Below are 24,718 nucleotides of genomic sequence, written 5' to 3'. Positions count from 1 at the left end.
GGGCGCAAATATACTCTATTTAAGTATAAGTGGTTTTATTTTAACGTTTTAGGGTGTCTAAAAAATCTTCACGGTATATTTCGCGCGCACCCAGACTTGCAAGGTGATCGTTGTATACCTGGCAGTCTAAAAGCAAATACCCTGCCATTTCCAGTTGTTTGACCAAAGCGATAAAAGCTATCTTGCTGGCATTAGATGCTTTAGAGAACATACTTTCTCCACAAAAAATATGACCGAGGTCTATACCATATAGCCCGCCAACAAGTTTATCATCCTGCCATACCTCTACCGATTTTGCTTTACCCAGCCTGTTGAGTTCACAGTAAGCCTCTACCATTTCGGGAGTAATCCATGTGCCGGGCTGTCCATCACGTTTTATGTTGCGGCAGTTAGTTATCACATCTCTAAAAGCAGTATTGAAGGTAACTTTAAAAATCCCCCTGTTTATAATGTTGCGCATGCTTTTAGATACCTTGAGTTCGTTAGGGAAAAGCACCATTCTTTCCGGTGGGGACCACCATAGTATGGGCTCATCATCTTCAAACCACGGGAATATACCATTGTGGTAGGCAAGCAGTAATCTTTCGGGAGATAGGTCGCCACCTATGGCTACAATACCTTCAGGTGAGGCTTGCTGGGCAGGTGGGAAGTAAAGGTCTCGGGAAAGATAATACATGTGTTAATGCACTTTGTTTGAATGCTCAAAGGTAAGCATTTCCCTATTTTGATAAAAAATTAAGCACTCATTAATAAATCAGGTTCTTTCTCAATCTGCTTAATAAAGTAGGAAGGTTTAATGCCTGTTTGAGAAAAGAAAGCATCTGAAAAACTTCGCGGATTACTAAAACCAAGTTCTTCGGCAAGTGCTTTTATGGTATACCTGCGATGGGTAGAGCTGTTTTTTAGTAATGAAACAGCATGATTTACCCTTAACTCATTTAGGTAGGAGTTAAAGTTTTTACCTTTATAATGGTTTATTACTTTAGATAGGTAGGTAGTATTGGTGTCAAGCTCATCGGCCAGTAATGATTGTGTTAAGCCTATACCCAGATATTCTTCTTTCTTTTCGAAGGTTTCCAGGCCTTTAAGTATTTTTAAAACAATGTCCTTGTTTATGTCAAGTTCATCAGTGTTTACTTTGGTGGCTTGTATTGCTTGTTCAGATTGTTTTTCTCTCTCTTTGGCTTTAGCTATAAGTTCCTCATACTTTTGTTTGTATCTTTTTTGTTTTTTATAGTTAGCAATTAAAAGATAGCTTATTACGAGTATTATTATTCCTGCTAAAGAGTAAATTATATAGCTAACAATGGTGTTTCTTTTAAGTGTTTTTTCGAGATTGTTTTTAGAAGCAACTAATTCGGCTGTGTCATATTCCTTGTGTATAGTAGATATAAGGTCTTTATAGTTTTTCTCAAGTATTTTATCAGCATCCAGTAATCGGTTGGTGTATAATAATTGGTTTTCAAGGTCACCTTTCTTTTTATAATAATTAATAAGCAATTCGTAGGTCTCCCTTAAGTCTAAATTCGCATAGTTTTTTTTTTGTAAAATAGAATCAACTTTTTGTAGGTAGATAATACCTTGTGTGTCGTGATTTAATTTAAGGTAATTTTTACCTAAATACATATAAGTGACAGCTATATTAACAAAGTCTTCGTTGTCAATTATATTAGATAGCGGTTTTTTAAGGTAATTAATGGATTTGTTATAGTTTTTTATGGCAAATTGATTAATTCCTTCTGATTGAAAGAAGTAGCTGTTAATTAAAGAGAAATCACTACTGTTACTTTCCTTTATTCCTAGTTCGTTTATCTGTGAGCACTTGTCGAAATTACCTAGTCTGAAATTACAAAGTCCCGTTGAACAGAGGGAGTGTAAGTAACCCTGTTTGTAATTATATCCCTCTTGATTTTTATAGAAGTCTTTGCATTCGGTAAAAAGGTCTAATGCTTCCTGATAATAACCTAAATAGAATTTAATATTGGCAATGCCGTATTTTATTTTGTATTGGGTATAAATATCATTTTTATAATTGATGTACTTATCTGCTATTAGATAGTTGTCAAGTGATTTTATATAGTTTTTGTATCTAAAATAGGCTACTGCTTTATGTATGTATGCTCTGCCAATAAGTTTGTTGTCCTTAAGGGAGGTAGCGATATTCAATATGCTATCGGTGTATTGTAATCTTGTCGTTAGCGGTAAATCAAACAATATATTGCGATAACCATTAATTAGTTCCTCTTTGTTGTTTTCTTTTTTAGCCTTTTCTATATAGGTGTGATAGTATACCCAAAGTTTAATACTGTCATCTTCATATTTATCTATATCGTCAGAAAGCTCATTGTAATTCTTATGGCTAAGTGAGTCTGGGATAATAAATTTTTTCTGGGCTATACAGTTAAACTGAGCTATAAAAATGAGTATCAGGTAGTGTGCTTTCATTCTTTCATACGCCTCTTTGCATTAAAAAGACTTTTTTTATTGTGGGTGGGATTGTGTTAACTAAGTCTGTTGTGCAAAAATAAGCTTTTTGAAAATGAAAGTTGTTATTTTTTTCATTCTGTATTTCAGTTGTTTAAGTGGTTTTACAGTGCAGATTTATAAATCTGCACAACAACCTTTTGTGAGCTTTTTTAGGCTGCTATAGTTTTGCCCTGTATCGATAAAGTAAAAAGTTTACTGCCCGGGAGTAAACAAAGAAACAAATCTTAAAAACGTGTGAAATGAAAAGATTTTCTTTGTTTATGGTGGTAGCATCCTTAGTCATAACAGGATGTAGCACTGACAACGATCTTAAATTTAGTGAAAAACAAACAAGTGCTTTTAATTTAAAAGCAGTAGCATTTAAAAGTTTAGAAGCAGAAGTGCTTGGCGAAATCATAAATGAGTATGTAAGTAAGTATGATGATGACGACAAAGAGCTTGACGTCGTTATTGATAGAATGCAATTTATAGCCAAATCTAATTCGGAATTTGTTAATCTACAGGGTGGTGATTATGCTGTAGCAGATAAAGGACTAATAGAGGAAGCTTTAAATCAACCAGAAATGCTTTTGCAGCAAAACTTATTTACTTCTCCAGCAACTAATGTTATTAAAGCATTTTTTAATAACGAGATTAATGAAGAAGCTCAGATAAATGATGTTATTTCCTCTCTAGGTAATGAGATAACTATTTGTGGAGCCAATTCTACTGAAGAAGAACTTGTACTGAAATCGGTTTCTCTAATGGTGAAAAACAGAGAGCTGTCCTTAGTAAAAGATGATAAAGACAAAGAATGGCATGAAACAAGATCTATTTGTGCATCAAGTCTTACAGGTGGCTTTGAAAGCCCTGCTCAGGCAGTGTTTAATGCAGCTGTAGTTTCCATAATGTCATTATAGTTTAGTTTATTAGTTTAGGTAGAACAATAATCACCACGTTTTTAAGAACCTCCGTCGCTACACCGATACACCTTGCGGCGGGGGATTAAAACGGGGCTAAGTATTAAATACGCTTTGTTCTTGATAAATAATTAAAGTTTTTAGGTCTCCTATCCCCACACCTTGTAATATCCTTAGGGACGGGGGCTTAGAAACAAATTAAAATTACACACTTAGTTAGGTCAGACTGCTGTTTAGTGTTTAAAAAAAAATTGCTATGAGAATTATATCCGGTAATTATTATTAGGCGTTCTTACTTCACACCTTTTTCCATATCTGCTTAAGAAATTCTTAGGGTAGGAGAGCTTAAAAGACTATTATTGGGTTGTTGCAAAAAGAGAGTTGTCTTTTTCAACAAAAAATGCCCCGAAGTAATTCGGGGCTTTATTTTTTTAATAAACTACAATACGAATTATAGTATGTCGTTAGTTAGGTACAAATTTTATTACATGTTTAGTCGCTTTTTAATTTGCTTTGTGGCTTTAATGCCTGCAATTTTGTTTTCTCAAAACCTTGAGAAAGATGTTATCCACTTACAGGATGTTGTTGTTGAAAAAGATGTAAAAAAACCTAAAGTAAAAAAAGTAAAATGCGGTAACTTTAAACAGGTTTATGTAAATAGTAATCTGTACTTCACTGAAGATCCTGTTTTTTATTTAACAGATAGTTTGCCGGAAGGTACTTTGCAAGGGGTCAAACTTTTTTTTACACCAATAGCCCATGTTATGGAATTAGGTGGACGAGATTACAGTACATTTAGAGTTAATAAAACAGAGTTTGAAGTTACGCTGTATGAGGTTAATGATGATTATAGTGTTGGTGAAAAGGTGAATAGTGAGCCTATGTTAATAGCGCTTGAGGAGTGTACGAATGATAGGTTAAAAAAAGTTGAGTTAGATTTATCAAAATACAATTATAAAACTAATAAGTTTTTTATATCTGTAAAAAAGCTTACAGATACTTCCTGTAGGGATTACTACTATTATGCACCTGTAAATTATATAGCTAAAGACGGGTACTGTCGTTACTTAAAAGCAGAAGAGAATAATATATACAAAAAGAAGCAAGGTTTTTCTATTGGCTTGCAGTTAGAAGTAAAAACACTTACAAGTGATTATTAAAAAAGCCCTGTTTTAAACAGGGCTTTTTAGTTTATTAGAACGGAAGATCGTCGTGGTCTTCTTCTTTGTAATTTGTTGCAGGCTCAAAAGAGTCATATGAGTTTGGACCCGGTTGCGGAGGCATTTGTTGTGCTGGTGCAGCAGGTTGCAGTTTTTCAATTCTCCATGCCTGTATAGAGTTAAAGTACTTGGTTTCACCCTGTGGGTTAACCCACTCCCTGCCTCTAAGGTTAATGGAAACTCTAACAGGTTCTCCTACGGTATAGCTGTTAAGTAAATCACACTTGTCCTGAGTGAACTCAACAAGGATGTGCTGTGGGTACTGCTCATCTGTTGTAACTACCAATTCTCTTTTTCTAAATCCGTTGCTTCCAAAAGATTTAGTTTCATCAATCATTTTAATTCTTCCTGTAACTTCCATGTTCAAATTGTTATTTTATTGTTTTACTGCTACAAGGCAGTCAATCGTATTATTTTCTTGTTGCTAAAAGTAATTTCCAGGCTGTAGCTACCTCATTGTTGTCCAGGTGCTCTTTAGCTTTTAGGAATTTTTTAGTGTCATCGTCGGCGCTTAAAACAGCTTTTGCTTCAAAAGACTCTTCTACAAAGGTATCAATTTCTTCTTCTGTAGGCAAAGTTTCAACATTCCCCAGTTTACCAAGGTCATTTCCGTTAAAAACAGTGCTTTCCTTTACAAAAGCAGGTATGGCATCTACGCCAATTCCAAGTGTTGTAAGTGGTTTTTCAACCTCAAAAAGCCCTGCATTGGCACGGCTGTACCAGTTACCGCCCATACGGGAAACCAAATCGATTTTGTTTTGGTCAATAGCTCCGTTTTCATCCAGTACACTTTCGTCTACGTGTAGTTTTACCACTTCACATATAATAAGGTTACCGGCACCACCATCGTTACCTAATGCTATAATGTCGTTTACCTTACATTCAAACTGTACAGGCGATTCCTTTACACGGAATGGCTTAACGATATCTGACGGCTGCATGGTAAGGCCCGATTTGATAAACTCGTTAACTCCGTCACCATATTCGGTGCTTGATAGCGAAGCCTGCTGTACAATAGCATAATTCACTATGTTGATGACCACCTCACGGTTAAGTTCGGCATTAATAAGCGTGTGTTTTACCGTATTGTTCCTTACTCTGCGTGCCGGCGAAAATACCAGTATTGGAGGATTAGAGCTAAATACATTAAAAAAACTGAACGGAGAAAGGTTAGGGGTTCCGTCTTTATCAATCGTGCTGGCAAAAGCTATTGGCCTTGGGCCTACGGCTCCCTGAAGGTAGCCCTGTAGCTTTGCTGCAGGTATTTCTTTTGGATCTATACTAAGCATTGCAAAAATTGTGTTTTATGCAAAGATAAATTTTCCTGACTACTTAAACCATTTTACCAAAGCAGAGTTAATAACAAAATAATAAACGCTGGTTTGTATCGTTATAAATGCCCGCACTTTTACCATATTTAGTATCTTTAGGCCACAAATACCATTGTATGCAGTTTTCTAATAACAGGAATTTTACCCGCGGATTTATTATTCTGGCATCTTTTCTCATAGTTGTATTAATACTATGGAATACGTATTACCTTTTTCAGGTTTTTAAATATGAAGAAAGGAATAAAATGGAGATTTGGGCAGATTCTCTTGAGGAACTAAACAAGGCAGAAAGTACTACTGATGTTGAGCTTTTAAGGCGGATAATGAGTAAAAATACCACTATTCCAACAGTTTGGACAGACTCTGAAGGCAACCTGAAGGATGTTAGTAATGTAAGTGAGGAAATTGTAAAGGATTCTGTAAAGCTTCAAAAGTATATTGAGGATATTAAAAAGGAGAACAACTTTATAAGGATGGATCTCTCGTCTACAGAACATCAGTTTGTTTACTATGGTAACTCCTTTCTGCTCAATCAGCTTAAATATTTTCCTATTGCCTTAATACTTATTATAGTGCTGTTTGGTGCTGTTGTGTTTAATTTTTACAGAGCATCAAAAATGGCAACCCAAAATAAGTTATGGGCAGGTATGGCAAAAGAAACTGCTCACCAAATTGGTACGCCGCTTTCATCGCTGTTAGGGTGGATTGAGATTATGAAGATTGATAATGTGGATGAAACTACTGTGACCGAAGTGGAAAAGGATGTAAGCAGATTGCAAACCATTGCCGACCGTTTTTCCAAAATTGGATCTGAACCTGTGCTTGAAAAACTGGATATTGTAGCCGAGACCGAACATTCGTTTGAATACCTAAGGTCGCGTACTTCAAGTCAGGTAGAGTTTTTATTTAAGGCGCCTACCTATCCTATTTATGTTATGCTTAACCGGGAACTACATAGCTGGACTGTAGAGAATTTGGTTAAAAATGCAGTAGATGCCATGAAAGGTAAAGGTTCGCTAAAGGTGGTGCTGGAAGATACCGGAGAATTGATAAAAATTCAGGTGACTGATACGGGGAAGGGAATAGCAAAGAATAGGTTTAAAAAGGTTTTTGAGCCTGGCTTTACTACTAAAAAAAGAGGTTGGGGGCTAGGACTGTCCTTAACCAAGCGTATAGTTGAAGAATATCATAAAGGAAAGATTAAGGTAAAAGAGTCGGAAATTGGGGTGGGTACCACCATGCAGGCCAGTTACCGCAAAGCATAAAAAAAGGCACTTTTAAAAGTGCCTTTTCTATTTTTTAAAGGTTGGCATTTATAGCATTTGCCAGTTCTTCAAATTCTTCTTTTTCAAGTTTTACCTTATTGATAAAACGCATTTCGTCCATTTCGTTTAACGGGATAAGGTGAACGTGTACATGAGGTACTTCAAGCCCCACAACCGCAACACCTACACGTTTACACGGTACTGTTTTTTCTAGCGCTTTTGCCACTTTTCTTGAAAACTTCATTAGTTCAAGGTAGTGATCTTCTTCCATATCAAAAATTTTGTTTATTTCCTGCTTAGGTATACAAAGAGTATGTCCTTTAGCATTTGGATTTACATCCAGAAAAGCAAGAAATTTGTCGTCTTCGGCTACTTTATATGCCGGGATTTCTCCGTTTACGATTTTAGTGAATATGGAACTCATAGCGATAAGTTTATGTGGTTATTCTCGTGTAATTTCAAGTACTTCAAACTGAAGTGTCCCGTTTGGAACTTTAATCTCAGCAACTTCTCCCACTGATTTTCCTAAAAGTCCCTTACCAATAGGTGAGGTAACCGATATTTTTCCTGTTTTCAGGTCGGCTTCACTTTCTGCTACCAGGGTATATTTCATTTCCATGCCATTAGCTTGGTTCTTAATTTTTACTGTAGAAAGTACCAGTGCTTTAGACAGGTCAAGTTGAGACTCGTCTATAAGGCGTGCATTAGCAAGAAGGTCTTCCATTTTAGCTATTTTCATTTCAAGAAGTCCCTGTGCTTCCTTCGCAGCATCATATTCTGCATTTTCCGAAAGGTCTCCTTTATCACGTGCTTCGGCAATAGCCTGAGAAGCCTTTGGTCTTTCTATAGCTTTAAGATGATCTAACTCATCTCTTAATTTTTTTAATCCTTCTGCTGTGTAGTAAGATACTGTACTCATAACTTCATCGTTTATATAAATAGAAAAAATCCCATCAGGACGGGATTTTTCATATCGCAAAGATACTATTTTTTTTGTTACGTCAATTTTTAAATTCGCGCTTATGCGTTTGTCAAAGTTAAATAAATTAAATTTGTTTCATAATTATACAGTAAAAATTTATCAAAATGAGAAAATATCTGTTACTGCTGTTTGCAGTTACTTTTTTATCGTCTTGCAGTAATGACGATTATAACTATAACAACAGGTACCTGCCTAATTACGCTTTTTCTATAAATATAGATATGAGCCTGCCGTTATATTCGCAGTTACAATTTACTGCTAATCCTGTTTATATAGGTCAGGCAGGAATAGGTATTAGGGGAATTATAGTAATGAATACTGGAGGGGGGTATACGGCTTTTGATGCCAGTTGCCCAAACCAGGAGTTGAGCTCTTGTTCTACACTTAGTGTTAACGGGATTAATGCTGTTTGTCCTTGTGATGATGTAGAGTATAATCTTTTTACAGGACTTCCGTCCAGTGAGGTGGAATATTCATTAAAGCCTTACAGGGTAGAAATTGTAGGTCCAAGTGTTATAAGGGTGTATAATTAATGCCTGTTATAACCATTGCGACATCCATTGCTGCACCAATACAGGTTGTGTTTGATTTATCGCGTAGTATAGATTTACATAAACTATCTACCATACAAACAAACGAAGTAGCTATTGCCGGAAAAACATCAGGGCTTATAGGAGAAGGGGAGAGTGTAACATGGAGAGCAAGGCATTTTGGTTTTTACCAGGTGCTTACCTCTAAGATTACTTTTTTTGACAGCCCTAATAAGTTTACTGATGAAATGGTAAACGGAGCTTTTAAAGGTTTTGTACATCAACATTATTTTGAAGAGAAGAACGGGGTAACCCTTATGATTGATGTGTTTGATTATACAAGTCCGTTAGGTTTGCTGGGTAAAATGGCAGACGGATTGTTTTTAAAACAATACATGAAGCGGTTACTGGAAAAGCGAAATCAAACAATAAAAGAGTTTGCGGAAGACAGTGCAAAACATAAAAAAATCCTGACGCTATAAACGTCAGGATTTTTTATTGGTTAACTATACTCAAAAATTAAAATTTCAGTGTTGCGCCAAGCAGGAAGTTAATACCTGCCTGTGGGTAAAAGTATGGCGTGCTGCCATACATGTATCCGTTAGATACATATTCTTCATCAAAAATGTTATTTATTACTCCGCTTAAAACTACTTCTTTTATAAAAGAACCAGTTTTAAAGTTATAGTTAAGGTTAAGGTCGTTTACAAAATAACTTTCAAGCTTAGATTCAGGCTGTTCAATGTTATTCATAAACTGTTCTCCCACAAATTTTGAAAGCAAAGTGATCTGGAAATTTTTTACAGGAATAACTGTTAACTGATTTCCTGCAATAATATCCGGAGAGTAAGCAATTTTGGTGTCACCTAAACTTTGAAATCCGCTCTCTGTTTCAGTATAAAAATCAACATTTTTATTGTCGCTTAATGTAATATTAGGTCTTACAATTATATTTTTAGTTATAAAAACTGTAGCATCTGCCTCAAGTCCTAATCTATAGCTATCACCGCTATTAGCATAAATAGGTGAGCCTACATCATTTAATGCACCGGTTAATACTAACTGGTCTTTGTAGCGCATGTAATAGATATTAAAGTTTAATTTTACTTTATTAGAAGCATGTCTCCAGCCTAATTCAAAATCATTTAGTGTTTCAGGATTAACACTACTTGCTTCGTAGTCTGATCTTCGGGGTTCCCTGTTTGCTCTGGCGTACGAAAGGTATATGTTGTTTGAATTGTTTAAAGTGTAGGTTATTCCGGCTTTTGGATTAAAGAAATTAAAGGTATCGTCTACCAATTGTGGTTGTATTCCGTCTGCCTGATAATTTACCCTCCTGTATTGTATATCGCCAAAAAGGCTTACCTTTTGTGTAATATCCCAGTTTGCTTTTGCAAATAAATTAAAGTCGGTCTTCTTAGCATATAAATCATAATACTTGTCTCCCGGCTCTACAGGTCCCATGTTTCTTGCCCAAATTACATTTCCGTAATGGTCTCCTTCATATTTGTTCCATGCTCCTCCTGCAATTATATTCCATCGATCTCTTTTATAATTTGCAGAAAAAGTAGTTCCGTAAAAATCGTTATCAAGCCACTCCTGTTTTACTAGGTCGGTAACAGGTATAGTAAGGTTTCCGTTTTCATCTTCAGTAAAATCGGTAGGTAATATTCCTCCAAAACCGTCGGGAGATGCCTGGAAAAGGAAATTTTCATAATAGCCTTTCCCTTTTGTATAGTGTAATGCAGCATTTGTGCTCCAGTTGTCAGAAAGCTTTTCATTCCAGTGAAGTTGATAATGATCCTGTTGATAGTTATCGGTCTCGTTATCGTAAAAACGGACATTCCCATTTTCGTCTAAATGGTAGCCTGATGTGTTGTATCTTCTGTTCTCTGCCAGGGTTTGTGAGTCTATGCCGTTCCATGCCTGGTATGTTTTTTCTTTTCCTCCAAAAACAAGGGCTTTAATTAGGGTTGTTTTGCCTACATAAGTACCCTGTAAGAAATAAGATTTTAAATCGGAAGAGGCGCGGTCTATATAACCGTCAGATTTGATGTTAGATAACCGTCCTGCAATTTCAAAACGATCGTTCATCAGTCCGGTGCTGAATTTAACGGTGTGTTTCCTTGAGTTGAAGCTACCAAATGAATTTGATATTTCACCGCTTGACTCTTTAGAATGTGCATCGGTTAAAAGGTTAAGGCTGGCACCAAAGGCACCTGCACCGTTTGTGGAAGTTCCTACACCACGCTGTAGCTGAATGTTCTCGGTAGAAGAGGCAAAATCACCCATGTTTACCCAAAAAGTGCCATGAGATTCAGCATCATTATAAGGTATACCATTAACAGTTACATTAATTCTGCTGGCATCAGATCCTCTTACGCGCATAGAGGTGTAACCTATACCGGCTCCGGCATCGGTAGTGGTAACTACCGAAGGCTGGTAATTTAAAAGTACAGGGATATCCTGCCCCAGGTTACGTGCAGCAAGTTCCTCTTTGCTAATGTTGGTAAAGGTAACGGGAGCTTTTTTGTCTACCCTTACGGCCGATACCAGTACTTCTTCCAGTTTGTATTTGTCGGCATCTGTTTTGGTAGTGTCCTGAACAGAGTTATTGTCCTGTGCATTTGCAGTAAAGGCAAAAAGCCCCAATGCCAGTACCAACGGTTTCCTGACCGATTTGAATTGATTTGTAATGAATAAAGTTTTCATTCGTAAAAAAAGGTTTACGAATAAAAGGGGTAATTATTCTGTTAGTGTTAAATTGATTTTATGGTGGCAAATTGCTGTTATAGTGCTTTTTGCCTTTCCCTTGGCAGCATTACCTGCCCAGGTTCTTTGGGTATAATCTCAGCCCTTGTAGAGCACCCCTTTGAGACGGCGCAAAAGTAGTAAAAAAATACGGTTAGCCTCATTACAATCTTAAAATATTGAAATGAGGTGTAATGGTTTGGTATTTAGATTTTTAAAAAGAGAGTGTTTGCGGTTTAATAATCAAACTTTTTGCGCGACTGCTTTTTTTCTGCCTGTCGGCGTTTGTTTTCCAGTCGTTTTTTAATCACTGCCTTAGGTATTTTAGTAGCAATACGGGGTTTGTCCTGTTGTAGTGCTGTTTCAATAAGTTCAATAAAACGTTTTGTTACCAGTTGCTTGTTGCGTATCTGGCTACGGTCTTCGTCGCACTGTAATATAAGTGTGCCTTTAGTATTAAGCCTCGAGCTTAGTTTTTCGTTAAGCAGTTCTTTTTCCTCTTCGGTAAAAGCCTGCGAATTATTAAGGTCAAAACTAAGGATTACCTTAGAGGATACCTTGTTTACATTTTGCCCTCCGGCACCGCTGCTTCTTACAGCTTTATATTCTGGTTCGTTTAATAATTGTTGTTTATTCATATTTATGTTTCCGGAGGAAATCCGGAATAAGCTTATTAATGATTAGGCTGATGGGAAGCCTTAAGTAAATCGTTTACGTTTTTTACAGGATTAAAAGTGTCCAGAGGTACTTCGGTAAACACAGTTATCCAGCCTGCCATAGCACCATTCCATAATCCCGGTAGTTCGTATGATTTTACATCGTGTCCCATTCTGTTTTTAGTTACTATAAATCCGGTGTCGGGATCAGTATATTCTCTCAGGTCAAAATATTCACCTTTGTAGTTTTTAAGCCCGCAAACCAAATCTACCGGGTTAAAATGGGTAGAGTAAGAGAAAATCTCGTTCTGGCTTTTGTTTTCTAAGTCTATTTGTGAGCTCTCTACAATTTGTAATGACAGTTTTCCATCTTTAGATTTAACCCAAAACGGACCACCACCCGGCTCGCCTTCGTTTTTAACCATACCGCATATTCTTATCGGTCTGTTTAATAATTCGGTTAGGAACTCTATTTTATGCTCGCAGGTGTACTTGTTTACATCGGGTGGGATGTTAAGGAAAAGTCCGTTTTTAGCAAAATCGAATATTTCGTCAATTTCATTAGCGGGAACATTTCCTTTTTCAATTTTTTTAAGGTAACCAAATACTTTTTCCTGTAGCTCTAGCAGTATACCAGCCAGTGCCTTTTTATACAGAGAAATAGTTTTTATATTATTATGACTTACATTATCAATGTTTTTAATGAAAACCACATCGCTTTGCAGCTGGTTTAGGTTTTCTATAAGTGCACCATGACCGCCCGGCCTGAAAAACAGTTTGCCGTCACTATCTCTAAACGGTTTGTTGTTCATGTCTACCGCCAGAGTGTCGGTTTGTTTGTGCTGATAGGAGAAATCTATATCGATATCAATACCTGATTCTTTTTCAATATCATCCTTAACCTCTTTAATGCAGTCTATAAATCCGTCAAGGTGTTCCTGTGATATGGTAAAGTGTACATGTGCTTTACCGTTTGAGTGTGCATAAGAAACACTTTCCTTTAAATGTTCGTATATTGGTGTAGCGGTAAATCCGTCATACTGGTGGAAAGGAAGTATGCCTTTCGGTTTATTGGCAAAATCAAATTTTTCGTTGGTAAGGAGTATTTTTATAAAGTTGTAATAGCGCTCATCTTTAGTCCATTCGCTATATTCAGGATGCTTTTTAGATTCTTCCAGTACCTCTTTAAAAAAAGGGAACTTATCGGCACCAATAAGGAAAACTTTTAGAGCTTCATCCCTTCTTTTATTGATATAGGCGTTAACTGTATCGTTTACAGGATCAAAATTAAGCAGGAATTCATTAAGGAATTTAAACATCCTGGTTGCTGCCCCCGATGCCGGAACGAATTTTTTAAGGGTTAGGTTGTTCTTCTTTTGATTAAAAAAGGCGGCATAGTCTTCGGTTTCTTTTTTAGAGAGAGCTTTTATACCATCTTTAACGCTAGCGGGTCTGTCTAAAACAACTTTGCTTATTCCTTTTTTAAAGGTGTTTAGTTGTGATTTTATTTTAGCTGTAGTAATCCCCAGGCTATATATCTGACTAAAGTCATTATAGGTAAAGCCTAACTTCAGTGTGTTTTGCAGTTCGGTTAACAGGTTTTCAATTTCTTCAAAACTATCAACAACTATAAGGGCTTTATTCTGTTTTTCAAAATTGTTTATAAAACGGCTTGTTTCTTTATTTGGTTCGCTGTTTACAATTACAGCAATATCTCCATCAGTTGGGTTTGAAAAGTCGGAAATATGAAATGTGAAAGCAGTAGTGCTGTTTTCAAATACTTCGGTAAGCCTGTTTTTCCATTCATGCTTTACTGTGCTATTACTGTATATGGCAATAGTTATGCTGGTTGTATGTTGTTTTGTAATGTTTTCTTCCATGATAAATAACCGAAAATAGCAATTATGGTTAAAATTAGGTAGAGGATACTGGATAGTGTATATCCTTTTATGAAATAAAGCGGAATAGAAATAATATCAGCAATAATGAGGAAAATCCAGTTCTCTATTTTTCTTTTGGCTAATAGCCACATACCGATAAAACAAAGGGCGGTAGTGAGGTTGTCTATGTAAGACCACCATGCTGTAAATTTATCAAAATAAATGTACACAGACGCCACAAATATAGCCGAAATTGTGAAAATGCCTACGCATGTTAAGTTATCTTTAGCATTCATTGAGGATATTTTAAGCAGGTCATGATGTTCTTTATCTTTTTTGCTCCATAATATCCAGCCATAAATACTCATTATAAAGTAGTAGGCATTGATAATAAGATCTCCGAAAAGTTCCCATTGATATAAAAGGTAGACATAGGCTATGGTGCTTATAATACCGGTGGGGTAAACCCAAATACTGTTTCTTGCCGAAAAGATAACGCTAAGAGTCCCAAAGATTAATCCTACTACTTCAAGGCCTATCTGGAATGTGCTGTACTCTTTATAGGAAGCAAATAAAAAATCGAAAACCTCATTCATGGTTAATTATTATCAATGCTGTAAACTAAGGTGAAATCTTCTATTTCCTCAAAATAAAAAGGATAGCTTCCTTCTATTTCCATGTAGCTAACGGTGGCTGTGCCTTTAGTATCGTTCATCTCAAAAGGCGCTACATCAATATTTTGTTTAAAGCTAAGTCCCTTGCGGGAAAACATTTTATAAAGGGCTTCCTTAACGCCCCAAATAACAATAAGTCTTCTTACATAATCGGGCACATTCTCAGTATTCAGGAAGTCAAATTCTTTGTCAATAAATTTATCGGCAATTTTTATGGCTTTTTCCCTGCGTATTTCCATATCGATACCAATGCTTTTATCGCTTATTATAATCGCTGAAAAACTAAAGGAATGGGTAATGGAAATATTCTTGCCGTCTTTAAGGTGGGGTTTTCCGTCTTCGGTATAAAACAGGTCAAAATCAGTATAACCAGCCTCATTTAAAAGCTTACGTACACTAAGAAAGCCTTTGCGGTGCTGTTCTGACTTCATGGAGTCAATCCTGCTTTGGCAAACATCCTTAAGCTCGGTGCCGTTAGAGAGTTCTTCCAGGCTTTCGGTTATTTTCCATACCAGCAGCTTAGTGTTTGGTGCTATTGTATACGATTTGTGTAGAGGCATGTAAGGTTTTAAAAAATTATACTTTCATTTTGTTGCAAATCAAACAATTAAAAAGGTTTAACAAATTTTAAAATAGTCCTAAAACTGTTTGTTTACAAAGGAATTCACTAAATTTGCAAAAATTTTAGCTAAATACAAATATACAATATTCATGAGTACGAACACTGTGCCATATGTGGCTTACAAAGTAAAAGATATTTCCCTTGCAGAATGGGGTAGGAAAGAGATTGAACTTGCAGAGGCTGAAATGCCGGGTTTAATGGCGTTACGCGAGGAGTATAAAAATGAACAACCTTTAAAAGGAGCTCGTATTGCAGGGTGTCTTCACATGACAATCCAAACAGCGGTTTTAATTGAAACTCTTGTTGCTCTTGGTGCAGAGGTTACCTGGAGTTCATGTAACATTTTCTCTACTCAGGATCACGCTGCTGCTGCTATCGCTGCTGCCGGTATCCCTGTGTATGCATGGAAAGGTTTAAATGAAGAGGAGTTTGACTGGTGTATTGAGCAAACGCTGTTTTTTGGTGAAGACCGCAAACCGCTTAACATGATTCTTGATGATGGTGGTGACCTTACTAATATGGTATTTGACCGTTACCCTGAACTTACTAAAGATATCAAAGGTCTTTCTGAAGAGACTACTACAGGTGTACACCGTTTATATGAAAGAATGAAAAACGGTACGCTTGTAATGCCGGCTATTAACGTGAACGATTCTGTTACCAAATCTAAATTTGATAACAAATACGGTTGTAAGGAAAGTGCTGTAGATGCAGTGCGCCGTGCAACAGATGTTATGCTTGCTGGTAAAAGAGTAGTTGTTTGTGGTTATGGTGACGTAGGTAAAGGTACTGCTGCTTCGTTTAGAGGTGCCGGATCAATTGTTACGGTTACTGAAATCGACCCAATTTGTGCACTACAGGCTGCAATGGACGGCTATGAAGTGAAAAAACTTGATACTGTTATTGGTAATGCTGATATCGTTATCACTACTACAGGTAATAAAGATATTGTTGTAGGCCGTCACTTTGAGCAATTAAAAGACAAGGCTATTGTTTGTAATATCGGTCACTTTGATAATGAAATCGATATGGCTTGGTTAAACAAAAACCACGGTGCAAGCAAAGTTGAAATCAAACCTCAGGTAGATAAATATACTATTGCCGGTAAAGATATTATTATCCTTGCAGAAGGTCGTTTAGTAAACCTTGGTTGTGCTACAGGTCACCCAAGTTTTGTAATGAGTAACTCATTCACTAACCAAACGCTTGCTCAAATTGAGCTTTGGAAAAACAGCGATAACTACGAAAACAAAGTATACATGCTGCCTAAACACCTTGATGAGAAAGTAGCATCGCTTCACCTTGCTAAACTTGGTGTTGAGCTTGAAACACTTTCACAAGATCAGGCTGGTTATATTGGTGTTGAGGTTGAAGGTCCGTTTAAGCCGGAGTACTACAGATACTAATTTTAGTATTGAGATATTAGAAGTGAGTATTAAGTTGCTTACTTATGACATAAAAGAAAAGACCCGCTATTGCGGGTCTTTTTATTTTAATATGAGAGGTTTTTCTAACTTCTCATATTTGTCGTTTTAATTCTTTTTTGTCCAGCACTCGGCTATATGGTCGTTAACCATACCGGTAGCCTGCATGTTGGCATAAATAACAGTAGATCCCACAAACTTGAATCCGCGTTTTTTCATGTCCTTACTAATCTTATCCGATAGCGGATTGGTAGCAGGAACCTGTGAAAGCGTTGTGAATTTGTTATCTATAATTTTTCCGTCGGTAAAGTCCCAGTAGTATTTGGAAAAACTGCCAAACTCATCCTGTATTTTCATAAATGCCTGCGCGTTTGAAACGGCAGCAAGCACTTTAAGTCTGTTTCTTATAATTCCTGCATCCTGTAGCAGTTCTTCTACTTTTTTATCGCTGTAAGAAGCTATTTTTTTGTAGTCGAAATCGTCAAAGGCTTTCCTGAAGTTTTCTCTTTTCCTTAAAATGGTAATCCAGCTAAGTCCTGCCTGGAATGTTTCCAGTAGTAGGAATTCAAATAGTTTGTGGTCGTCATAAACGGGCTGTCCCCACTCTTCGTCGTGATATCTCTCGTAAAGTTCGTCGCCCTTACACCAGGCGCACCTGTTCTTTTCTGTCATTATTATGATTGATTATTGATTGATGTTAGTATCCGAAGCCGTATTCTCCGTACATACTATTGTAATCTGATGCTTTGGTGAAACTAGCCCTTATTTTATCTCCGTTGAGTATGGAATCGATCATTTCTTTGTAATAGTTTTCCATTTCATCTTCGTCAATAATTGTTTTAGGAGCAATCATTTTAAACGCGGTAGGGTTAATTCCTTTCTCGTCCTGTAAAAATGCAATTCCTATCAGTTTATCAGGGTCATAATCGTACGGGTCCTTGTCTTCGCTTATGTTTTTAAGTTTAAAAAAGTAAAACTCAGCCTTATGGCTATATATAGGTAATATTCTCTTTTCAATAAAGGATAGTGAGTCTTCTTTTGTGTCCAGTCCTTTAATGGTAAATATAGCCGATGCTGCCACATCAGTATGCGATATGCCTTCGGTTAGTTCCGGGGCTTTTTTATGGAGCCTGTTGTAGGTAATAAACAGGGTTTCCTGATCTTTTAGCAGAGGGGTAATTTCGTTCCTGTCAACAATACCATTATCGATATTAAGCTTAGAGATAGCCAAATTAGCCTGTTTAACATCTGTTTTCTTTACATTGTCAAAAAAGTTTTTCACATTATTATCGTTTCTAAACGGATATAGCAGTGTTATATAGTCTATCAGTTCTTTGGTTTCAGGTACGCTCTGATATAATTCTTTTATCTCATGTTTGTCTTTTCTGCTTTTTACCCTTTTTAGTTCCAACTTGGCATTGGTAAGTATCATTTTTTTAAAGCTTTTTAGTTTTTTAGCCTTAACGGCACCGCTGTTTAAAAGCTCTGAAGTGAAGCTTAATATAGGTTCATGATATTCGTTTATACTGTAAAACTGAAATACATCAGGGAAGAGTACTTTGCTTTTTTCGGTATTATTGCTAAAATCCGAGAAAAGTCTTTTTAACTCATAATTATTGTCTGAAATAGGGAGGTCGTACTCCATAAGTTCCAGTATTTTTCTATAAGCGTCTTCTGATTTTTGACGGTTAAGTGCTTTTAGAACGGCAAACTGGGTTATGGTGTTGGCATTTTCTTTTTTGTATTGTTTTTCCAGAAATGCAATTGCTCTTTTGTCTTTCAGTTCACCTATTTTTTCATATAGACCGGTTAATGCCTCTGTTTCATCTTTTTTAAATTCAAAAGTATCTATAAAGCTTTCCAGAGTAGGCAGGTCTTCTTTTTCGATTGTAAGGTTGTAAACCGAATGTAATGCCGAATAACGAATACTGTCGTGTTCGCTCTTGGCATCCTCTATAAATAGGGCAAGTCTGTTTTTACTATTTATATTCTCGTTGTCATCCGGTAATAATCGGAATGAATTAAATATTTTTTCTACCTGCTGGTCGTTATTGTTATAATCTTTGTCTACCAGTGTTCTGATCAGGTAGCCTTTTCCGTTTCGATAAATCAGATTGTATTTTACAGCCTGCTCTGATTTATTGTCTACAGCAAGTGCCTGCATTTTAAATATGCCTGTATTTTTGTCAAGCGATGTTTTTTCGTTTTTTATCTCTGTTTTATGTTTTACCATCGGGTCTTTGGCTATAATACCATCCCATGCAGTTTTGAAATTTCTGTTTCTTGAATAGACAGGGCTGCCACCCGTATAAAAATCAGAGAGTAGTGAGATTTCAGGATCATACTCCTCTTCTTCGTCATCACTTCCGGTAATCATTTCCCTTATTTTAACCGTTAGGGAATCTATGCTTTGTGTTTTTTTGTATTTATGGTCCTGATGATACCATACGTATACTGATTGTCCTGACGGTAGCTTAAAGTTGTAATGTTCATCTTTTGCTATAAAGTAATTTTTCTTTTCGTTGCCATATCTGTAGTCCTGTTTTGAAACAAAGTCTAAATACTCGTTTTGTAGTTTAGGGACGTCAACCTCAAATCCGGCAGTTGTATCTTTAAATACCCTGTATTGAGTGTTTGATACTTCCGGTTTGTACTCAAAGGAGTCAAAAAACATATTACTATCGGCATCATTGGCACCTATAGCTCCCATTAGGTAGTACTTACTTCCTTTAAGGAAAGATTTTAACCTTATGGTTTTATCGCCTATGGCAGAAACCGATGTAAAGCTTAATGGGGTTTCTGTCATTTTTGTTTGTGTGGAGTCGATATCCAACTGATTGTAAAACTCGTATTGAATACGTTTCAGTTCGAAAGTTGAGTTTTCCAGATTGTTATTGTCTGAAAGAGCTCTTTCCAACAGGAAGTAATGTGCTTTATCCTGAGGGTTGTATGAGTACATCTCAATGTTTGAAACCGTTTTGGAATTTATCCTGTCGCCATAAACAATGGTGTATGACGGGGCTTTAAGGCTAAAACTACCACGGTTAGGGGTAATGTCTTTCCATTGTGAGGTGATAGGTTTTAGCGTTATTTTGTTAAACACATCATTTTCAAACTTACGTGTGTAATTTTCCTCACCTGCCATGCTAACCACTATAATTTCAAGTGGTGTTATGTAGTATCTGTATCGTTGCGTGTTTCCTGTTTTAGTAATATTCTTTATATCGTAAACATCATAACCGTCCTGAGTATAGAATTTTTTATCTATAATTTTACCCGGAATGTTTTCATAGAACAGGCTGTCCAGTGATTTGTGGTTAAACGGTTTGTTGTCTTTTTTAAGGAAATCAAGTAAAGGGAGTCTCTTTACATTAATGTATCCGCCGTTGGCCAGATCGGGCGATTCTATATTGTCTTCGTTTTCTATAACGGCTTTGTAAAGCGGTAGGCTAATGGTGCCGTCTGGCGATGTATATTGTTTGTATGTAGGCTGAACGAAGTAAGACTCTATTTCCTGTTTTTTTGCTTTACCTTCTTCGGTATAAGTATCAAAAACGGGGTTAACAGTATAGCCTTTTTTACGAAGCATTTCGATAATACCTTTTTTACCCGGTAGGTGGGCAGCACCAACAGCAGCAAACAGACTTCCTTTTTGAGCAAGACTGTCTATTGATTTTACCATAACCACATTACGGTCGTACAGAAGGGCTTTTAGATAGCCTTCGGGAGCCGATAATACAGTTAAGGAGTCAATCATGTCCAGGTCCTTGTCTCTGTAAAAATTAATCATGGCTTCATCATAGCCATTATTTTTCAGTATTTTTTGCAGGGCTATTATGTTTTCCTCCTTTGGCTTGGTGTTGGTCATGTCGGCGTTCATAACATTAATTATGGAAGTTTTAGTATCTTCCAGTCCTACAGTTTTTTTATTGTATTTCCTGCCTGTACGATATATAAACATATCCAGGTAGGTTTCTTCCTGGTATTCCTTTTGGTGTTCGTTTGTTCTGAACAAAAGGTTGTTCATGGTGAAATTATTCATGTAGAATAACGGATACATTTTATCCTTCTCTAGGGGAGAAAGATAAAATTCAGAATAAAACTTGCCTTGTCCGTAATAGTCGTACCCGTCTCTTGATAAAACACCATATAGGTCTATCCATGTAGAGGGTTCACTTTCGTTTGCTACCATATCGGCATCCAGCAGATGTTTGAAAAAAGCGTCTGAAAGGTGATAGGACACCTTGTCGCTTACGTGCATGGAGCCATACAGGTATGATTTTTTGGTAAGACCATTACCCGATACCTCCCATAAAAGGCTCTGGTATTTTTTTTCCTGAGCAAAAAGGCTACAGGAAAAGGCTAGTAGTAATAGTAAAGCAAGTTTTTTCAAGGCTGTAAAGAATTAAGGTATAAGTAGTGTTATATCAAATATAGGGCATAGTTTTTAAAATACTATGCGTAGCTACCTGTTTTCTTAGAGCCTGATAATTACTCTTTTTCGGGCTCTATGTATTTGCTAATCCAGGCGTGGCCTACATATATTAACGGCGTAAGTACTATTGCTATTATCAGTTTTACGAAATATCCTGTAAAGGCCGAAGCAATGTAAGTGGCGGTGTCTATTTTTCCCGTAAGCCAAAAGGCAATTCCTAATACTATAAAGCTGTCAAAAAGTTGTGATATTACTGTAGATCCCGTAGTTCGCAGCCAAATCATTTTGTTGCCTGTTCGCTGCTTAAAGAAATGGAAAATAGCAATATCAATAAGCTGAGATACTAAAAAGGCGGTAATACTGCCCACTATTATCCACATACTCTGTCCAAAAACGGCGGTAAACTGCTCATCGTTTACGGTATTGAAACCTTTTGCTGCAGGAATTTGCAAAGCCAGATATAGTACTATAAAACAATAGGCTATCAGGCCGGCGGTAATGAAAGATAATCGCCTAACACCCTGTCGCCCGAAGTATTCGTTAATAAGGTCGGTGGTTAAAAATACTACAGGCCACGGCAAAATACCGATACTCATTACATACGGACCTACATTGATTAATTTTCCGCCAATAAGTTCGGCGACTACGGCATTGGTAATAAAAATTCCGGCAAGGATTATGAAAATAGTGTCTTTTCGGGTTTGTAACATAGTTTAGTTTGTAAGGGGATTTTCAAAAATACTGCTTTTATGGTTAATCTGGGAGTTTTGGTGTTTTTTGATTGTTGAGGTTTTGTTTTTTAGGGGTGTATGTTTTAAAATTATGTTATTTTGTGTTTTTTGTTGTAATATTTAGGGGGTGTATTTGTTATATTTGATAAAATTTAAATTTTATCCACATGAAAATAGGGGTTCCTAAAGAAATTAAAAATTATGAGAGTCGGGTAGCTGTTACTCCGGCAGGTGTTTTTGAATTGGTAAACTGCGGACATCAGGTGTTTGTGCAGGAAGGTGCAGGAGAGGGTAGTGGCTTCTCTGATGACGACTATAAAGAAACAGGAGCTTATATGTTGCCTACCATCGAAGCGGTATATGCTATGACCGATATGATTGTGAAAGTAAAGGAGCCTATAGCGTATGAATATAACCTGGTAAAGAAAAACCAGATTGTGTTTACCTATTTTCATTTTGCATCCAGTAGGGAACTTACAGAGGCTATGATTAACAGTAAGGCGGTGTGTATTGCTTATGAAACTGTAACCGACGCCGAAGGAACTTTACCTTTATTAACGCCTATGAGTGAAGTGGCCGGGCGTATGGCAATACAACAGGGAGCTAAGTATCTTGAAAAACCTATTAAAGGACGTGGTGTGCTTTTAGGTGGTGTGCCGGGGGTACCTCCGGGGAAAGTGCTTGTGCTTGGTGCCGGTGTAGTGGGAGTGCAGGCGGCTAAAATGGCGGCCGGACTAGGGGCTCATGTTACCATACTGGATATTAACATGAAACGCCTGCGTTATGTGAACGATGTAATGCCTAGCCATGTTGTGACCGAATTTTCGAGTGTGTACAATATAAAGAAGCATATTAAAAATCACGACCTTATTATAGGGGCGGTATTGATACCGGGGGCTAAAGCGCCCAGCCTTATAACAAGGGATATGCTCAAGGATATGCGTCCGGGTACTGTATTGGTTGATGTTGCTGTAGATCAGGGCGGGTGTTTTGAGACTACTATGCCTACCACGCATGATGATCCTACTTTTATAATTGATGATATTGTGCATTATTGTGTGGCCAATATGCCTGGTGCTGTACCTTACACTTCTACGCTGGCACTTACTAATGTAACATTACCTTATGTGCTTAAACTGGCTAATATGGGCTGGGAAAAGGCCTGTGAACAGAATGGCGACTTGCGTTCGGGATTAAGTATTGTGAAGGGTGAGGTTGTGGCTAAGGAACTACTTGAGGTGTTTAGCTTGCCTTTGGTGTAATTTGGTTTTAAGGTGTAAGTTGTTTATATTTAATGTTTTATATTTTAATTTAACTAAATAACCACCTGCCTTATGAAAAAAATATCCTTACTGTTCTCTGTTGTGTGTCTTGTTTTTATTTCCTGTAGTGAAGATAAAGAGCAAGAGCCTGTACAGGCTGTAAATCCTAAAAATGTACATGTTATTCATGATGATGATCCGCCGTCAGGGCAGGGTGACATACCCAGGAATAAACTAGTTTACAAAACATATGCTCAAAATAGTTTTACAGTTGAGGAATTGTGGGATCGCTATAAAAAGGATGTAGAAGTTACTGCACCTGATTATCATGATAACCTCAAAAATTTTTGGTTTAGTATAATAGGAGATAGGGTAATTAATGAAGGTAGTGATGAAATGAAGCTTTATTTTCTTGATGAACAAATGGGATTAAAGCAAAACTTTCTTAATTATGACCGATTTTTTAGATTGCTTGATGCCTGTTCGTTAACTGATGATGAGGTAGAGACGTTTGCCTTAGATTTTTTTGACAGAAACCGCAAAGCAATTAATAGTATTTTGTGGAAAACTGACGAGGATAAAAAAGATAAATTAGGTGAATTAGCATATATGCAACGTACTTTTTTCCTGTTACGAAACAGTGATAAAGGTTAGAGAGATATTATAATAAAAAAATCCCGATGTTGCCATCGGGATTTTTTTATATGTGTTTGCTTGTTTTTAATTAAGCAAGAGCAACTCTTTTGAAACCTGTAACAACTAGAGAAGCATCAACAGACTTAACATAACCGCTTACGCTTAGTTTGCTGTCTTTAATGTAATCCTGGTTAACAAGAGTGTTGTCTTTAAAGAAACGGCCAAGTTTACCTTTAGCGATGTTGTCTAACATAGCTTCCGGCTTACCTTCCTGACGTAACTGATCTTTAGCGATCTCGATTTCTTTCTCAACTACTGCAGCATCAATACCTTCCTCATTAAGAGCAAGTGGAGCCATAGCAGCAGCCTGCATAGCAACGTTTCTTGCAGCTTCTTCACCACCTTCTACGTTAGCAGAAAGGCTTACAAGAGTAGCGATTCTGTTACCAGCGTGGATGTATGAACCTACAAATGCACCTTCAAGTCTTTCGAAAGAACCGATCTCGATTTTCTCACCGATAACACCTGTTTGCTCAGTAAGTTTTTCTTCAACAGTGATGTTTCCGAAAGCAGCAGCAAGGAATTCTTCTTTAGTGTTGAAGTTTAATGCAAGCTCAGCAAGATCTGTAGCTAATTTCACGAAAGATTCGTTTTTAGCAACGAAGTCAGTCTCACAGTTAAGAGAGATAACCACACCAGCAGTTTTGTCAGCATTAACAACTGCGATAACAGCACCTTCAGTAGATTCTCTGTCAGCTCTGTTAGCAGCAACTTTTTGGCCTTTTTTACGAAGGATTTCGATCGCTTTGTCAAAATCTCCTTCAGCCTCAACAAGGGCTTTTTTACAGTCCATCATACCGGCACCTGTAGTTTGCCTTAATTTATTTACGTCAGCAGCAGTAATATTTGCCATTTTGAAATTATTTTAATAGG

The 24,718-nt window shown here is 36.9% G+C and carries 23 protein-coding genes; 8 read left to right on the top strand and 15 right to left on the bottom strand.

Features of this window, described 5'->3' with window-relative positions; all coding sequences use genetic code 11:
* Positions 1–40: 40 nt before the first annotated feature.
* Positions 41–676 carry a leucyl/phenylalanyl-tRNA--protein transferase gene (aat, locus tag GN157_RS13685; protein ID WP_157484080.1) on the bottom strand — a complete coding sequence of 212 codons (636 nt, stop codon included), beginning with the start codon at positions 674–676 and terminating at the stop codon, positions 41–43.
* Positions 677–735: 59 nt separating this feature from the next.
* A complete protein-coding gene (locus GN157_RS13680; RefSeq protein ID WP_157484079.1) occupies positions 736–2,445 on the bottom strand; it encodes a helix-turn-helix domain-containing protein in 1,710 nt (569 codons plus the stop codon).
* Between the two features lie 281 nt (positions 2,446–2,726).
* Between GN157_RS13680 and GN157_RS13675 the strand changes: the two genes are divergently transcribed.
* Together GN157_RS13675 and GN157_RS13670 are read left to right on the top strand one after the other, a co-directional pair.
* The gene (locus tag GN157_RS13675) at positions 2,727–3,386 is read left to right on the top strand and encodes a hypothetical protein (protein WP_157484078.1); all 660 of its coding nucleotides are present in this window, start codon (positions 2,727–2,729) and stop codon (positions 3,384–3,386) included.
* A gap of 524 nt (positions 3,387–3,910) precedes the next feature.
* Positions 3,911–4,546 (top strand): hypothetical protein, encoded by a 636-nt coding sequence (locus GN157_RS13670; RefSeq protein WP_157484077.1) that lies wholly within the window; start codon positions 3,911–3,913, stop codon positions 4,544–4,546.
* Between the two features lie 34 nt (positions 4,547–4,580).
* On the opposite strand, the gene GN157_RS13665 is transcribed toward GN157_RS13670, so the two are convergent.
* On the bottom strand, positions 4,581–4,967 hold the full coding sequence (locus tag GN157_RS13665) for a DUF3127 domain-containing protein (RefSeq protein ID WP_035136010.1): 387 nt from the start codon (positions 4,965–4,967) through the stop codon (positions 4,581–4,583).
* 49 nt (positions 4,968–5,016) lie between these two features.
* Complete coding sequence (locus GN157_RS13660) at positions 5,017–5,895, bottom strand: flavin reductase family protein (RefSeq protein ID WP_157484076.1); 879 nt, start codon at positions 5,893–5,895, stop codon at positions 5,017–5,019.
* 158 nt (positions 5,896–6,053) lie between these two features.
* Here GN157_RS13660 and GN157_RS13655 point away from each other — a divergent pair, with 158 nt between their 5' ends.
* Positions 6,054–7,202: a sensor histidine kinase gene (locus tag GN157_RS13655; protein ID WP_157484075.1), complete on the top strand. Its 1,149-nt coding sequence runs from the start codon at positions 6,054–6,056 to the stop codon at positions 7,200–7,202.
* Positions 7,203–7,236: 34 nt separating this feature from the next.
* Here the strand turns inward: GN157_RS13655 and GN157_RS13650 are convergent, their stop codons facing one another.
* Both GN157_RS13650 and greA read right to left on the bottom strand, forming a co-directional pair.
* On the bottom strand, positions 7,237–7,626 hold the full coding sequence (locus tag GN157_RS13650; protein ID WP_157484074.1) for an HIT family protein: 390 nt from the start codon (positions 7,624–7,626) through the stop codon (positions 7,237–7,239).
* 18 nt (positions 7,627–7,644) lie between these two features.
* Positions 7,645–8,121: a transcription elongation factor GreA gene (gene greA / locus GN157_RS13645; RefSeq protein ID WP_035136006.1), complete on the bottom strand. Its 477-nt coding sequence runs from the start codon at positions 8,119–8,121 to the stop codon at positions 7,645–7,647.
* A 167-nt stretch (positions 8,122–8,288) separates the two neighbouring features.
* On the opposite strand from greA, the gene GN157_RS13640 reads away from it, so the two are divergent.
* Both GN157_RS13640 and GN157_RS13635 read left to right on the top strand, forming a co-directional pair.
* The gene (locus tag GN157_RS13640; protein ID WP_157484073.1) at positions 8,289–8,717 is read left to right on the top strand and encodes a Rieske (2Fe-2S) protein; all 429 of its coding nucleotides are present in this window, start codon (positions 8,289–8,291) and stop codon (positions 8,715–8,717) included.
* On the top strand, positions 8,717–9,196 hold the full coding sequence (locus GN157_RS13635; RefSeq protein WP_157484072.1) for an SRPBCC family protein: 480 nt from the start codon (positions 8,717–8,719) through the stop codon (positions 9,194–9,196). Before GN157_RS13640 ends, GN157_RS13635 begins: the two co-directional genes overlap by 1 nt.
* Positions 9,197–9,233: 37 nt before the next feature.
* Here the strand turns inward: GN157_RS13635 and GN157_RS13630 are convergent, their stop codons facing one another.
* The 5 genes from GN157_RS13630 to GN157_RS13610 form a co-directional block, all read right to left on the bottom strand.
* Positions 9,234–11,426, bottom strand: coding sequence for a TonB-dependent receptor (locus GN157_RS13630; RefSeq protein WP_157484071.1), 2,193 nt, complete (start codon positions 11,424–11,426; stop codon positions 9,234–9,236).
* 275 nt (positions 11,427–11,701) lie between these two features.
* Positions 11,702–12,103 carry an alternative ribosome rescue aminoacyl-tRNA hydrolase ArfB gene (arfB, locus tag GN157_RS13625; RefSeq protein WP_157484070.1) on the bottom strand — a complete coding sequence of 134 codons (402 nt, stop codon included), beginning with the start codon at positions 12,101–12,103 and terminating at the stop codon, positions 11,702–11,704.
* 35 nt (positions 12,104–12,138) lie between these two features.
* Positions 12,139–14,001 carry a DUF4301 family protein gene (locus GN157_RS13620; RefSeq protein WP_157484069.1) on the bottom strand — a complete coding sequence of 621 codons (1,863 nt, stop codon included), beginning with the start codon at positions 13,999–14,001 and terminating at the stop codon, positions 12,139–12,141.
* Positions 13,962–14,597, bottom strand: coding sequence for a nicotinamide riboside transporter PnuC (gene pnuC, locus GN157_RS13615; protein WP_157484068.1), 636 nt, complete (start codon positions 14,595–14,597; stop codon positions 13,962–13,964). Before pnuC ends, GN157_RS13620 begins: the two co-directional genes overlap by 40 nt.
* 2 nt (positions 14,598–14,599) lie before the next feature.
* Entirely contained in the window at positions 14,600–15,235 is a 636-nt protein-coding gene (locus GN157_RS13610) for a 4'-phosphopantetheinyl transferase family protein (protein WP_157484067.1), read from the bottom strand.
* A 151-nt stretch (positions 15,236–15,386) separates the two neighbouring features.
* Between GN157_RS13610 and ahcY the strand changes: the two genes are divergently transcribed.
* Complete coding sequence (gene ahcY, locus GN157_RS13605; RefSeq protein WP_157484066.1) at positions 15,387–16,703, top strand: adenosylhomocysteinase; 1,317 nt, start codon at positions 15,387–15,389, stop codon at positions 16,701–16,703.
* A gap of 126 nt (positions 16,704–16,829) precedes the next feature.
* Here ahcY and GN157_RS13600 read toward each other — a convergent pair whose 3' ends face one another.
* The 3 genes from GN157_RS13600 to GN157_RS13590 all read right to left on the bottom strand — a co-directional run bounded on the left by GN157_RS13600 (position 16,830) and on the right by GN157_RS13590 (position 21,866).
* Positions 16,830–17,393, bottom strand: a complete 564-nt coding sequence (locus GN157_RS13600) for a DNA-3-methyladenine glycosylase I (RefSeq protein WP_157484065.1) — start codon at positions 17,391–17,393, stop codon at positions 16,830–16,832.
* Positions 17,394–17,418: 25 nt separating this feature from the next.
* A complete protein-coding gene (locus tag GN157_RS13595) occupies positions 17,419–21,114 on the bottom strand; it encodes a TraB/GumN family protein (RefSeq protein WP_157484064.1) in 3,696 nt (1,231 codons plus the stop codon).
* A gap of 98 nt (positions 21,115–21,212) precedes the next feature.
* The gene (locus tag GN157_RS13590) at positions 21,213–21,866 is read right to left on the bottom strand and encodes a queuosine precursor transporter (protein WP_157484063.1); all 654 of its coding nucleotides are present in this window, start codon (positions 21,864–21,866) and stop codon (positions 21,213–21,215) included.
* A 188-nt stretch (positions 21,867–22,054) separates the two neighbouring features.
* Between GN157_RS13590 and ald the strand changes: the two genes are divergently transcribed.
* Positions 22,055–23,149: an alanine dehydrogenase gene (gene ald / locus GN157_RS13585; protein ID WP_157484062.1), complete on the top strand. Its 1,095-nt coding sequence runs from the start codon at positions 22,055–22,057 to the stop codon at positions 23,147–23,149.
* Positions 23,150–23,221: 72 nt separating this feature from the next.
* Positions 23,222–23,803: a hypothetical protein gene (locus tag GN157_RS13580; protein WP_157484061.1), complete on the top strand. Its 582-nt coding sequence runs from the start codon at positions 23,222–23,224 to the stop codon at positions 23,801–23,803.
* A gap of 70 nt (positions 23,804–23,873) precedes the next feature.
* Here the strand turns inward: GN157_RS13580 and tsf are convergent, their stop codons facing one another.
* Positions 23,874–24,698: a translation elongation factor Ts gene (gene tsf, locus GN157_RS13575; protein WP_035135992.1), complete on the bottom strand. Its 825-nt coding sequence runs from the start codon at positions 24,696–24,698 to the stop codon at positions 23,874–23,876.
* Between the last annotated feature and the right edge of the window lie 20 nt (positions 24,699–24,718).

Origin of the sequence: Flavobacterium rakeshii (genome assembly GCF_009741375.1) — a bacterium.
GTDB classification, from domain to species: domain Bacteria; phylum Bacteroidota; class Bacteroidia; order Flavobacteriales; family Flavobacteriaceae; genus Flavobacterium; species Flavobacterium rakeshii.
This window is presented reverse-complemented; position numbering and strand designations above follow the sequence as displayed.

Bases quoted from the DNA above. Each gene is read 5' to 3' on its own strand.
- aat (WP_157484080.1), bottom strand. From the start codon at position 676: ATGTATTATCTTTCCCGAGACCTTTACTTCCCACCTGCCCAGCAAGCC.
- GN157_RS13680 (WP_157484079.1), bottom strand. From the start codon at position 2,445: ATGAAAGCACACTACCTGATACTCATTTTTATAGCTCAGTTTAACTGT.
- GN157_RS13675 (WP_157484078.1), top strand. From the start codon at position 2,727: ATGAAAAGATTTTCTTTGTTTATGGTGGTAGCATCCTTAGTCATAACA.
- GN157_RS13670 (WP_157484077.1), top strand. From the start codon at position 3,911: ATGCCTGCAATTTTGTTTTCTCAAAACCTTGAGAAAGATGTTATCCAC.
- GN157_RS13665 (WP_035136010.1), bottom strand. From the start codon at position 4,967: ATGGAAGTTACAGGAAGAATTAAAATGATTGATGAAACTAAATCTTTT.
- GN157_RS13660 (WP_157484076.1), bottom strand. From the start codon at position 5,895: ATGCTTAGTATAGATCCAAAAGAAATACCTGCAGCAAAGCTACAGGGC.
- GN157_RS13655 (WP_157484075.1), top strand. From the start codon at position 6,054: ATGCAGTTTTCTAATAACAGGAATTTTACCCGCGGATTTATTATTCTG.
- GN157_RS13650 (WP_157484074.1), bottom strand. From the start codon at position 7,626: ATGAGTTCCATATTCACTAAAATCGTAAACGGAGAAATCCCGGCATAT.
- greA (WP_035136006.1), bottom strand. From the start codon at position 8,121: ATGAGTACAGTATCTTACTACACAGCAGAAGGATTAAAAAAATTAAGA.
- GN157_RS13640 (WP_157484073.1), top strand. From the start codon at position 8,289: ATGAGAAAATATCTGTTACTGCTGTTTGCAGTTACTTTTTTATCGTCT.
- GN157_RS13635 (WP_157484072.1), top strand. From the start codon at position 8,717: ATGCCTGTTATAACCATTGCGACATCCATTGCTGCACCAATACAGGTT.
- GN157_RS13630 (WP_157484071.1), bottom strand. From the start codon at position 11,426: ATGAAAACTTTATTCATTACAAATCAATTCAAATCGGTCAGGAAACCG.
- arfB (WP_157484070.1), bottom strand. From the start codon at position 12,103: ATGAATAAACAACAATTATTAAACGAACCAGAATATAAAGCTGTAAGA.
- GN157_RS13620 (WP_157484069.1), bottom strand. From the start codon at position 14,001: ATGGAAGAAAACATTACAAAACAACATACAACCAGCATAACTATTGCC.
- pnuC (WP_157484068.1), bottom strand. From the start codon at position 14,597: ATGAATGAGGTTTTCGATTTTTTATTTGCTTCCTATAAAGAGTACAGC.
- GN157_RS13610 (WP_157484067.1), bottom strand. From the start codon at position 15,235: ATGCCTCTACACAAATCGTATACAATAGCACCAAACACTAAGCTGCTG.
- ahcY (WP_157484066.1), top strand. From the start codon at position 15,387: ATGAGTACGAACACTGTGCCATATGTGGCTTACAAAGTAAAAGATATT.
- GN157_RS13600 (WP_157484065.1), bottom strand. From the start codon at position 17,393: ATGACAGAAAAGAACAGGTGCGCCTGGTGTAAGGGCGACGAACTTTAC.
- GN157_RS13590 (WP_157484063.1), bottom strand. From the start codon at position 21,866: ATGTTACAAACCCGAAAAGACACTATTTTCATAATCCTTGCCGGAATT.
- ald (WP_157484062.1), top strand. From the start codon at position 22,055: ATGAAAATAGGGGTTCCTAAAGAAATTAAAAATTATGAGAGTCGGGTA.
- GN157_RS13580 (WP_157484061.1), top strand. From the start codon at position 23,222: ATGAAAAAAATATCCTTACTGTTCTCTGTTGTGTGTCTTGTTTTTATT.
- tsf (WP_035135992.1), bottom strand. From the start codon at position 24,698: ATGGCAAATATTACTGCTGCTGACGTAAATAAATTAAGGCAAACTACA.